Source organism: Phenylobacterium sp. (assembly GCF_031412415.1).
Classification (GTDB): Bacteria; Pseudomonadota; Alphaproteobacteria; order Caulobacterales; family Caulobacteraceae; genus Phenylobacterium.
The window spans coordinates 1-11,182 of sequence record NZ_JANOCX010000227.1 but is presented as its reverse complement, the minus strand read 5'-3'; the positions used below and the strand labels follow the sequence as shown (position 1 = coordinate 11,182).

Annotated in this window: 12 protein-coding genes; 3 read left to right on the top strand and 9 right to left on the bottom strand. The window is 67.7% G+C overall.

Annotated elements, in window-relative coordinates; translation table 11 throughout:
• Together RMO04_RS11240 and RMO04_RS11235 are read right to left on the bottom strand one after the other, a co-directional pair.
• Positions 1–218: sulfurtransferase TusA family protein (locus RMO04_RS11240; RefSeq protein WP_405041490.1), on the bottom strand; the 218-nt coding region annotated here is incomplete at its 3' end.
• A 24-nt stretch (positions 219–242) separates the two neighbouring features.
• Positions 243–1,676 (bottom strand): CoA transferase, encoded by a 1,434-nt coding sequence (locus tag RMO04_RS11235; protein ID WP_309644876.1) that lies wholly within the window; start codon positions 1,674–1,676, stop codon positions 243–245.
• Between the two features lie 61 nt (positions 1,677–1,737).
• Here RMO04_RS11235 and RMO04_RS11230 point away from each other — a divergent pair, with 61 nt between their 5' ends.
• The 3 genes from RMO04_RS11230 (at position 1,738) to RMO04_RS11220 (ending at position 5,903) form a co-directional block, all read left to right on the top strand.
• Positions 1,738–2,622 carry an SDR family oxidoreductase gene (locus RMO04_RS11230; protein WP_309644875.1) on the top strand — a complete coding sequence of 295 codons (885 nt, stop codon included), beginning with the start codon at positions 1,738–1,740 and terminating at the stop codon, positions 2,620–2,622.
• Positions 2,623–2,721: 99 nt separating this feature from the next.
• The gene (locus RMO04_RS11225; RefSeq protein WP_309644874.1) at positions 2,722–5,232 is read left to right on the top strand and encodes an ATP-binding protein; all 2,511 of its coding nucleotides are present in this window, start codon (positions 2,722–2,724) and stop codon (positions 5,230–5,232) included.
• A gap of 59 nt (positions 5,233–5,291) precedes the next feature.
• Entirely contained in the window at positions 5,292–5,903 is a 612-nt protein-coding gene (locus RMO04_RS11220) for a pyridoxamine 5'-phosphate oxidase family protein (RefSeq protein WP_309644873.1), read from the top strand.
• Positions 5,904–5,907: 4 nt separating this feature from the next.
• Here the strand turns inward: RMO04_RS11220 and RMO04_RS11215 are convergent, their stop codons facing one another.
• The 7 genes from RMO04_RS11215 to RMO04_RS11185 form a co-directional block, all read right to left on the bottom strand.
• Positions 5,908–6,645, bottom strand: coding sequence for a 16S rRNA pseudouridine(516) synthase (locus tag RMO04_RS11215; protein ID WP_309644872.1), 738 nt, complete (start codon positions 6,643–6,645; stop codon positions 5,908–5,910).
• Positions 6,642–7,544 (bottom strand): class I SAM-dependent methyltransferase, encoded by a 903-nt coding sequence (locus RMO04_RS11210; protein WP_309644871.1) that lies wholly within the window; start codon positions 7,542–7,544, stop codon positions 6,642–6,644. The genes RMO04_RS11215 and RMO04_RS11210 overlap by 4 nt, the downstream gene beginning before the upstream one ends.
• Positions 7,545–7,575: 31 nt before the next feature.
• A complete protein-coding gene (locus RMO04_RS11205; protein WP_309644870.1) occupies positions 7,576–8,058 on the bottom strand; it encodes a hypothetical protein in 483 nt (160 codons plus the stop codon).
• Between the two features lie 3 nt (positions 8,059–8,061).
• Positions 8,062–8,415: a DUF6152 family protein gene (locus tag RMO04_RS11200; protein WP_309644869.1), complete on the bottom strand. Its 354-nt coding sequence runs from the start codon at positions 8,413–8,415 to the stop codon at positions 8,062–8,064.
• Between the two features lie 82 nt (positions 8,416–8,497).
• The gene (locus tag RMO04_RS11195; RefSeq protein ID WP_309644868.1) at positions 8,498–8,881 is read right to left on the bottom strand and encodes a hypothetical protein; all 384 of its coding nucleotides are present in this window, start codon (positions 8,879–8,881) and stop codon (positions 8,498–8,500) included.
• A 14-nt stretch (positions 8,882–8,895) separates the two neighbouring features.
• Positions 8,896–9,318 carry a hypothetical protein gene (locus RMO04_RS11190; RefSeq protein WP_309644867.1) on the bottom strand — a complete coding sequence of 141 codons (423 nt, stop codon included), beginning with the start codon at positions 9,316–9,318 and terminating at the stop codon, positions 8,896–8,898.
• Between the two features lie 219 nt (positions 9,319–9,537).
• The coding region (locus RMO04_RS11185; RefSeq protein WP_309644866.1) for a class I adenylate-forming enzyme family protein at positions 9,538–11,182 on the bottom strand (1,645 nt) is incomplete at its 5' end.

Here is an 11,182-nt window from a genome sequence, read left to right as displayed (position 1 = left end):
ACCAGGAAGCTCAGCACGCCCGCCTCATCGACGGCCTCCAGCACGGTGACACCCGCGCCGGCGGCGAAGTGCGGCACGTCGATGCGCGCCATCGGGTCGTCGGCCAGCAGGCGCACGCGCGCGCCGGTCGGCGCATCTTCCAGGGCGCGGCGCAGGCGCAGGGTGGGGACCGGGCAGCGGTGTCCGCGTGCGTCGACGAGGATTTCGGAGGGAGCCATCATCTGGGCCATAACCGTTTCGCGTCAGGTTGGCCAAGCTGCTTCGTGAGCGCCCAGCGGGGTTGTGGGCCTTCTCCAGCGAGGAGGGGTCGCTGACATCGTCACCGGCGGGCGGAGATGGCGGACGGGCCCGAAGCCCGACTCGCTGTCGATGCGCCAGCCGTCGATCTCCTGCGGCGTCGGCGGTTGGACGGCCTCGAGGTGTTCGGGAGGCGCGAGGCCTAGCCCGCGTAGCCACATTCCGGTCTGGGCGAGCGAGACTCGCACCAGGTAGCTTCCTCCGAACCGGGCCCGGCGGTCGAGCGCGACCATGGTCCCGAAGGCCGCCAGGAAACCCGTCGTGTAGTCGGTGACAGCGCCGGGCTGCAGCTGGGGACCCTTCACGCCGCCAAAGGTATAGCCGCCATGCTCGTGGGCCAGGCCGGTCACCGTCTGGGCAAGCTCTTCCCACCCCGGCCGGTTGGCCCAGGGGCCTTCATGACCGTAGGCGTTGATCGAGGTGTAGACGATCCCGGGGCGGAGGCGGGCGAGGTCCAGCGGTCCCAGCCCCATCCGATCCAGCGAACCCAGACGGTAGCCCTGACTGAAGACGTCGCAGGCGCCGATCAGCTCGGCCAGCTTTGCGCGGTCGGCGTTCTGCGTCAGGTCCAGCCACGTCGAGAGTTTGCCGTGGTTCACGTCGCTGACGAAGAAGTCGGTCGCCGGCAGTTTCGGTGAGGCCACGTAGAGCACATCGGCGCCGTACTGGGCCAAGGTGCGCCCACAAGTCGGGCCGGCCAGGACACGGGTCATATCCAGCACGCGGACGCCCGACAACGCCGCCTCCCCGTCGGAGCGCATGGGCATGGGCGGCCCGTCGGCGATCTTGACCACCTCGACGACCGGGCGAGCCCCCAGGATGCGCCCTTGCTCGGAGGCATCCCACTCCCGTGGCGTCCGCACCATGGCGCCGCAGACGCCGGCCGCGGCGATGGCGTTCTCCAGTTCGAGAGCGTTCCAGGTCAGGGCCGTCGCGGCGGCGGCGGCCGTGTCGACGGGCGAGCCCATCAGCGCGTGCAGCTTGGCGGCGCTGGCTGGAAAGCTGGGATGGAGGAAGACCCAGCGTCCGTCCTTCGTAGGAAAGAACCCCATGGCCGGCGTGCCGCGCCCACCGCCACCAGCGTCGTCGGGCCGCGCGGGCGGCGCTCGTGTTGGATCGGCGAAGGTCTGCAGGGCGAAGCCGACCAGGGCCGCGCCGGCCTCGCGGGTCGAGACGGTCACGGTCTGGTCCTGGCCGGAGCGCTGCTTCCAGAGGTCGGCGGCCAGGGTTCCGGTCGCCGCCAGGGCCGCGGCGGCGGCGGCCTCGGCGTGAAATCGGGTCTTCATGCCGGGGGCGCCTTCATCGATGGTGACGAAGTCGGGCCGGCCACGACCCGCCAGGGCCATGAGCTGTTCGAACGCCTGGCGCGCCGCCGTCATCGCAATCTCCCCAAGGCTGCTCGTTTTGCGGCACTATGCGGCCAGGGAATGGGAGGACACCATGGAAGATCCTGCGAAAACCGCAGAGACGGCCTCGCGTCGGGCCATGCTGGCGCTGGGCGTCGGCCTCGCCGGGCTGGCGGCCGGCTCAGCGTCCGCCGCCGACCTCAAGTCCGCGCCGTCCGCCGCCGGGACAATGGCCGCGCCGGGAAGGTTCGCCGGCAAGGTCGTGCTGATCACCGGCGCGACCTCCGGGATCGGACGGGCCACGGCGCACGCCTTCGCCATGGAAGGCGCGAAGGTGATGTTCTGCGGTCGTCGCGAGGCGCTGGGCGCCGAGGTCCAAGCCTCGATCCGCGCCGCGGGCGGGGAGGCGACCTATCGCAAGGCCGACGTGCGGCTGGACAAAGACGTCGCGCGCCTGGTCGACGCCTGCGTCAAGGCCTATGGCGGCCTGGACATCGCCTTCAACAATGCCGGGATCGGGGCAGGTGGCGCGGTTATCGGCGCGATGGACTGGAAGGCCCATAACAATCTCATGGAGACCAACCTGAACGGTGTGCTGCGATGCATGGATCGTGAGGTCAGCGCGCTTCGGCCGCGCGGCGGCGGCGTGATCATCAATACCGCGTCGGTGCTGGGCTATGCGGGCTCGGCGGGAACGCTTTCCTACGGACTGTCGAAGGCTGGCGTGCTCAGCGTGACCCGCAGCGCCGCCCTCCAGCTCGCCCGCGACAATATCCGAGTGAACGCGGTCTCGCCGGGGCCAATCGACACACCGATGATGGGCGGTGGAGCGGCCGACGCCTCTGGCAAGCGAACCCCCTCCGGCCGGGCCGGCCAGCCAGAAGAGGTCGCCAGGGCGGTCATGTACCTCGCCTCCGAGGACGCCAGCTACGTGACCGGCGAGGATCTACGGGTGGACGGAGGGGCGCGCGCATCCTGACGCCCGCGTCGGAACGCCGCAACTGATTGGAAAACCGTGTAAACCTGCCCGAAACGAGTCCCGAGCTAAAGCTAGACCCACGATGGGGGTCGGGGCGGCATGCAATCACTTTCCCGCAGGTTTCAGGTAAGTCTCGGGGTCGTCTCCCTGGTGCTCACCGCTCTGGGCGCCGGCGGCGCGTTCTTCGTGTTCCAGCGCGAGTTGTCGAACCGCCAGATCGCCTATCTCGCCGACTATGTCGAAGAGCGCAGCACCAATGTGGACAAGCGGTTCGCCAATCTAGAGAACCTGCACAAGGCTGCGGCGACGGAGCTTGAACGGCGGGTGAAGCGCCTGCCGGCGGCCGAGATTGACCGGCTGGCCGACGCTTACTTCCCTCTGCGCGCCGACGGCACTCGCCGCAGCCGGCCAGAATACTTCAACGGCCATACCAGCGCCTCCGGCGAGGTGACCTACGGCATCGGCGCCTTCATCTCGCGCGGCGCCGAGATCCCATCGCTGGAAAAGGCCGCCCTGGTCTCGGCATTCGAGATCGTGTCCGATTTCGGCCAGGCCGCACATCGCGACTATGACAACTTCTACTTCTTCACGCCCTCCACCCGCCTGGTGATGTTCGGTCCCGACCGCCAGGACAAGCTGATGTTCTATCGCCAGAACGCCCCGGCCAACATGGATATCAGCAAGGAGGAGATGTCGAAGATCATCCTTCCCCAGAACAATCCGGGCCGCGTCACCCGCTGCACCAACCTTCAGCGTCTGATCCAGAACACCAAGGGCGAGCGGCTGGCCACCGGCTGCCTCACACCGGCCTACGTGGACGGCAAGTTCGTCGGCGCCTTCGGTTCGTCCATCGAGCTGACAGGATTCTTCCTCAACGCCATCCGCAACACGCTGCCGGGCGCTTCGAACCTCGTGGTGACCGGCAAGGGTGAGCTGATCGCCTATCCGGGCTTCGAAACGCCTGGGCGCGCGTCGGAGGCCACGATTCTCGAATACGAACGCAAGCTGGGCATCAAGGCGTTGGTCCGCGCGATCCAGGCCGACGGCAAGCCGCACGGGGTGATCACCAGCCCCGGTGGCCGCGATATCGTCGCCTACGGCAAGTTGACCGGTCCTGACTGGTACCTGCTGCTGACCTATCCCAAGTCGGCGGTGATGTGGTCGGCCGCCCGGTCTGCGTCTTGGGTGCTGTTGCTGGGACTGTTCGCCTCGGTCGCTCAGATGCTGGTCGTCGTGGCGCTCGCGCGCCGCACCATCGTCCAGCCGCTGCGCCGCCTGGCGGCCTCCTGCGAGCCCGAGGCGTTTGGCGAGCGAGAGCGGCCCGACGTCTCGCGGGTCGAGGCCCGCGACGACGAGATCGGCGTCCTGGCCAAGGCCCTGCGCCGCGAGCGCGAGAAGGTCGATGTCGTCTTGTCGTCGCTCGAGGACCGGGTTCAGGAGCGCACGGCGCAGTTGGAGCGCGCCAATGCCGAGAAGTCGCGCTTCCTAGCCAATATGAGCCACGAGCTTCGCACACCCCTGAACGGCGTGATCGCCATCTCCGAGACCCTGGCGGCCGAGCAGAAGACCGCCAAGAGCCGGGAACTTGCCGAGCTGATCGTCTCGTCGGGGCGGCTGCTGGAGCAGGTGCTTACCGACATCCTCGACTTCTCGAAGATCGAGGCCGGCGAGATCCAACTCGCCAACGAACCTTTCGCGATGAGCAGCACCGTCGGCCGGATCGCCGAACTGCACCGCGCCGCGGCCGAGGCCAAGGGCCTGGAGCTCTCTTGGACCGTCGATCGGGTCGCCGAGGGTCGATTCATGGGCGACCAGGTCCGGCTCACCCAGGTGCTGTCGAACCTGCTTTCCAACGCTGTAAAGTTCACTGAGGCCGGCTCGGTCCGGCTGGAAGTCCGGCCCCATGGCGCGGCGATCCGCTTCACCGTGTCCGATACCGGTATCGGCTTCGACGACGAGGTGAAGGCGCGGCTGTTCCGTCGGTTTGAACAGGCCGACGCCTCGATCCGTCGCCGCTTCGGCGGGACCGGACTGGGCCTCGCAATCAGCCGCTCCCTGGTCGAGTTGATGGGCGGACGGATCGACGTGGAGTCGCAGCCAGGCGCCGGCTCTGTGTTCGGTTTCGTCCTGCCGTTGGATCGCGCCGCGGCCGAAGCGCCGGTGGCCGCCGAGCGTCATACCGAAGCATTCGACCTGGCCGGATGCCGCGTGCTGCTGGCTGAGGATCACCCGACCAACCAGAAGGTCGTGCAACTCATCCTGCAGTCCGTCGGCGTCGAGCCGGTGATTGTGGAGAATGGCGCCCTGGCGCTGGATCTGCTTAAGGCCGAGCGGTTCGACGTGGTCCTGATGGACATGCAGATGCCGGAACTGGATGGTCTTTCGGCCACGACGCTTCTGCGCGAGTTCGAGGCGGATCGAGGCCTGCCCCGCACGCCGGTGATCATGCTGACCGCCAATGCGTTGGACGAGCATATCCGGGCCAGCCATGAGGCCGGCGCCGACCAGCACCTGTCCAAGCCGATCCGCGCCGCGGCCCTGATCGAGGCGATCATCCAGGCCATCGCCGCCCAGAACGATCAGCCGGTGGCCCAGGCCGATGTGGCCTGACGGGCTGACTTCGTCGTGACCTCCGGTTAGAAGCCGGGCATCGGTTCGCGGGGTGCGTCATGACGGTCATCGCTACGCTTGAAGCGCTGGAGGCGATCTACGGCTTCCCCAACGAGAGCTCGACGGTCAAGGAAGCCGACTGGATCACGCCCCACTACCGGGCCCTCGTGGAAGCCTCCCCGTTCGTCGCGCTCGCCACCGCCGGCCCTGAGGGGCTGGACTGCTCGCCGCGCGGCGACGAAGGCCAGGCGGTGCGGATCGAGGACGAGCGGACCGTCCTGATGCCCGACCGCCGCGGCAACAACCGCTGCGACTCGCTGCGGAACATCGTGCGCGATCCCCGCGTGGCCCTATTGTTTCTGATCCCCGGTTCGGGGAACTGCCTGCGGATCAACGGCCGCGCCCACATCTCGATCGCGCCGGAACTGCTGGCGTCCTTCGTGGTCGGGGGTCAGGCTCCGCGCTCGGTCATCGTGATCACCGTGGAGACCGTTTACTTTCAGTGCGCGCGGGCCATTGTCCGGGCGGAGCTGTGGAATCCGGAACGGCATGTCGACCCGGCCACTCTCCCGACCGCGGGCCAGATCCTGGAGGAGCGCAGCGAGTCTCGGGTCGACGCAGCCGCCTATGACGCAGAGTGGCCCGGGCGCGCCGCCAAGACCCTGTGGTGAAGACCTACGGGCTGAACACTGACTCTGCCGTCGCGGCGCTGAGGACGCGGTAGTCGCCGGCGGCCAGGTCGTCCGGCAGGACTAGGCCGCCGATCCGGTCGCGGTGCAGGTCGGTGACGTGATTGCCGACGGCGGCGAACATCCTGCGGACCTGATGATAGCGACCCTCCTCGATGATCAACCGCGCCTGCCGCTCTGCGAGCGGCTCGAGGATGGCCGGCAACAGCGGCTTGTCCTCGCCTTCCAACATCAGGGCGCCGGACGCGAAGACCTCGGCTTCCGCGCCGGTCAGCGGTCGATCGAGGGTGGCGACGTAGCTCTTGGCGACATGGCGCTTGGGCGAGATCACACGATGCAGGAAGGCCCCGTCGTCGGTGATCAGCAACAGGCCGGAGGTTTCCTTGTCCAGCCGCCCGACGCTGGACAGCACCGGATCGCGCACCCGCCAGCGGGGCGGCAGCAGGTCGTAGATGCGGCGGCCCGCCTCCTTGTGCGAACAGACGACGCCCAGGGGCTTGTGCAGCATGACGATCACCGGCGGCGGCGGGTCGACTGGCGCGCCGAGGATAGTCATGCGTTGCGGCAGGTCCGGACCGATGGCGATACGGGCGCCGGCGTCCGAGAGCGCGACCCCGTCTAGGATCACCTCGCCCGCGGCCACGAGGCCGTGCATTTCCTTGCGGCTGCCATAGCCCAGATTGGCCAGCAGGCGGTCTAGCCGCATGGTCGGGGTCTTGGTCATTTGCGCGCTTCGTACACCTTGTAGCCGCTGGAGTCGGCCACCGGACGCATCGTCTTGAACATCTCTGTCAGGACGGACTCATAGGGCAGATGGCGATTGGCGGTGATCCACAGCGCGCCGCCGTTTCGCAAAGCGCCCGCCGCGGCGCGGATGAAGGCCTGGCCCAGCGCGCGATCCTCGGCCCCGCCGTCGTGGAAGGGTGGGTTCATGACCACGAAATCCAGGCCGGTCATGACTTGCGCCGCCTGACGGGCATCGGCCCAATGAAAGCTCGCACGGGGGTCCACGACATTGCGGCGCGCCGCCTCCATCGCTCTGCGATCGAGGTCAACCAGGTTCAGACCAGTCACTTTCGGCGAACTCAGGACCGCCAGGGCCAACCAGCCGATTCCACATCCGAAATCGGCCCCCGAGCCGCTGAGCGCGGGAAGGTGACGCAACAGCAGGGCGCTGCCAGGGTCGAGGCGGTCCCAACTGAAAACACCTGCCTGAGACCACAGGCCATCGGCAAGCTGGCGCGGTCCGCCCTCGGCGAGGGCGTGCTCGACGCCGATCAGGGTCTCAGGACGCTCGACCGCGCAGATGCGGTGATGCCGTCGTGAGGTTTCGGCGACCTCGCAGCCGAAAGCGGTCAACGTCTTCTTCAGGCGCAGCCCGCCCTTGTCTTTCGGGGCGGCGGCGGTCAGCAATCCGCCAGTCTTGAGAGCGCGCAAGGCCTGCGCCAGCACCTGGGCGGCCTCGACCGCCCCAGGCGGGACCAGGACCGCGACCTCGTCCAGCGCGCCGTCCGCGAACTGGGCGAGATCCTGAGATCCAGGCGCCAAGGGCGACACCTGGATCGCGTTGGGCGGGGTTTCGATGACGTCGCGCGGCGGCGATCCATAGACGGCGGTGGGCAAGGTTGGGGCGTCCGCTGGAGGGAATCGAGGCCTATGTGTAGGCGATCAGTCGGCCAAGCGCCGCCACCGTGAGCCAGAGCAGCAACGACGTCAGAGCCAGGGCGCGCGCCACCGGCGGCGCCGAAGCATCCCAGTCGGGCACGCGCTTGCGCCAGATCAGCCTATAGGCGCCGGCGTTCACCAGCGCCAATGCGATGAAGATCAGCTTGCGCCGGAAGGTGTCGGACACCGCGAGCGCGCTCGCGTCGGCGGCGAAGAGGACAAGGCCGGTCGGGATCATCAGCAACAGGCCAACGATCCCGATGGGGGTCAGTATTCGCCAAAGCGGAGCGACCGGAATGGCGCGAAACAGACCGAACAGGCGAAGGTCCAGCAGACCGATCCCGCCAACAAGCATCACCAGGCCAAGCAGATGGATGAGGTTCGCGACGGGATAGGCGAACGACGAGCCGCGCGCCCAGCCCCCGAAGGCCGAAGCCTGGACCGCCTCGGCGAGCGCGATCGCGGCGTCCAAGGTCTAGCGCAACTCGACGGTCTTGCCGTTCACGGTCACCCGCTCGATCCGCATCTCCGTGACACCGTCCTTGCGGGGGTAGCCTTCCAGTGTCACGGGGTTGCCCGATGTCATCATGGCCTGGGTGAGGCCGCGGGCCTCCATCCGAGCGACCGGCGCCAGGACCACGTCCCAGACCTTGCCCCGGTGGCGAACCTTCGCCGCCCCATGGGGATTGCCCCATGTCACATCCGACAGCGGCGCGGTGACCTTGATTGTCGCCTCGGCGTCGTACGAACTCCAGCCATGATGGGCGAGGGCCGCCCCGGGAATGGCGAGGGCGATAAGGGCCGCCGCGACGGCCATGGGCTTCGACATCAGCTTCTCCGGTCTCTCCCCCCGCGCATAGATCGCCACGGGCCGGCGAAAAGCTCAAGAGCGCTGCGCCGAAGATCGCTGTCTAGGGCGCGTAGCTCGAACGCGCCTTGACGCCCCAATGACCTGCTTCGCAAGTCACCACATAGATGGAATCGAACCCGCCGATGATGCTGCCGTCGGCGCGATAGCGCGTGAACCGAGTGTCGATGTGCACCTTGTCGGCGCCGGCGTGGATCACTTCGCGACGCTCCCACGCCGAGTGGTCCCACTCGGCCAGCGGGCCTCGCTCAAACATCTGCGGCTGATGGTAGCCGGCCTTGATGATGGTCAGGGTGTTCGACGCGAGCCGGACGCTGGGAAGATTGAACGTCGCTTCGAAGGCCTTCACGTCACGACCGTTGAAGGCGGCCATGAAGTCGTCGAGGCAGGCCATCGCCGCGGCGATCTCGGCGGTGTGGTCGGTCATGGCGCCCCCCTGTTCTAGCCGCTGGTGACAGCTTGGATGATTGACCCCAGCACGAACTGCGACAGCCGCCAGAAGCTGTAGACCGCGCCGATCAGGATCGCCCAGGCCGCGGCGGCCAGGACCACGGTCTCCAGCAGGCTGGACCCGACCTTGCGGACCGCCACGGGGGAAGGCGACTCGGTGATGAACTTCTCGAACCCGGCCGCGTCGTCGGCCGCGATGATGGTTTGGTTGCTGTCGTTGGCGATGAACGAGGGCGCCCCGTCGACCACTCGCCCATCGGCCCACAGCGTGACCTCAGCCGCCTTGCGCGGGTGCTTGAAGGTGATCGCACCCTTTGTGCGTTCGACCCCCACGTCAGGCCGATAACCGGCGCGGACCAGCGCGTGCAGCCGCGCGATGACGACCTCGCCTCTGGAATCCGATTCTCGATCCAAGACCGCCCCCTCCCACGCGAGCGAACTCGACAGGATACCCACCATCGCGGCGCAGCCGAAGCATCGCCGTGAACGCCCAAGGGGACAGTTGCCGCCGCACGCGCGAAATACAAGCCTGACGGGCGATACGTCACGGTCAAACCGGCAGGAATTCCTCAGAATCGCGATGACTGCGGTCGGTTGGTCGCCCGCCGGTGGTCATCGGCGGCCAGACTTGTCTCAGACAGCTGCTTCGACGGGCAGGGTCTCGCGAAGCTGGCGTTTCAGGAACTTGCCGCTGGCGTTGCGGGGCAGGGGCTCGTCCAGGAACCAGATGTAGCGAGGTATCTTATGCTTGGCCGCGATGAGCGCGCAATGCGCGCGCAGGTCGGCGGCGCTCAGGTTTTCACCAGGACGCAGGACGACGGCGGCGCCAACCTCCTCGCCGAGCCGGGCGTCGGCGACGCCGAATACGCAGGTCTCGGCCACGGCGGGGTGACGGAAGATGACCGCCTCGACCTCGGCGCAATAGACGTTTTCGCCGCCGCGCAGGACCATGTCCTTCTTGCGGTCGACAATGAAGATGAACTCGTCCTCGTCGAGCCGGGCCACGTCGCCCGTCTTGAGCCAACCCTCATTGATCGACTCAGCGGTCGCGTCGGGTCGGTTGATGTAGCCCTTGATGACCGGCGTACCCTTGACCCAAAGCTCGCCCACCTGGCCGACGGGCAGGGTGTTCCCGTCGTCGTCGACCACCTTGGCCTCGAAGGTCGGCATGGCCCGGCCGCAACTCTCGGGCTTGTCCACGAAGAAGTCGGCGGCCACGGCGGTGATGATCCCGCAGGTCTCCGTCATGCCATAGCCCGTGTTCGGGCGGGCGGTCTTCACCTGGGCGTCGATCTTGCCCACGAGATCAGGCGGAAGCTGCGCGCCGCCGCCGCCCAGGGTCATCAGGCTCGAGGTGTCGGTCGTGGCGAAGTCGGGGTGGGTGATCAGCTCGCGCGCCATGGTCGGGACGCCGCTCATGGCGGTGACCCCTTCGCGTTCGATGAGCTTCAGCGCCTCGCCGGCGTCCCAGCGATACATCAGCACCATCTTGCCGCCGCCGGCGGTGATGGCGTAGGCCGCGCAGTTGTTGGCCGTGACGTGGAACAGCGGCGTGGTGATCAGGCCTACCGGGACGGGTACGGGCGCGTTGGGATCGGGCATGACGCCAGTCGCCCGCGCGGTGGCCAGGGCCTGGACTTGTCCGGAAAAGCTCATGTTCATCAGGTTGGCGACGCAGCCCCTATGAGTGAGTTGAGCGCCCTTGGGAAAACCGGTCGTGCCGGAGGTGTAGAAGATGCAGGCGTCGGCGTCGGGGTCGACCGCGACGGCGGGCATGTCGCCGCCCTTGGCGACGACGTCGGTCCAGGGGATGACCCCGGCCGGGAGCGGGTCTGTGCGGACGGCGACCAACAAGGCGCCTTGCGCCATCTCCGGCCGCTCCAGGATGCGGGGCAGGCGCTCGCTGTCGGCGAAGATCACCTTGGGCGCTGAATCCTTGATTGCGTAGGCCATTTCCTCGGTTACCCACCAGGCGTTCATGCCCACGGCGGCGACGCCCAGGCTGACGCAGGCCCAATAGATCAACATCCATTCGGGATAGTTGCGCATGGCGATGGCCACGCGGTCGCCGGGCTTAACCCCCTGTTCGGTCAGCCAGGCGGCGACGGCGTTCACCTTGGCGTGCGCCTGGCCGTAGGTGAGCCGTTCGTCCTGATAGATCAGGTAGTCGCGGTCGGCGAACTGCACCGTGGAGAGCCAGAGCTCACGCACGGAGGGCGGTGCGTGACGGAAGGCGCGCAGCATCTGGCCGCGCACCTCGACCTCGGTGATCTCGAAC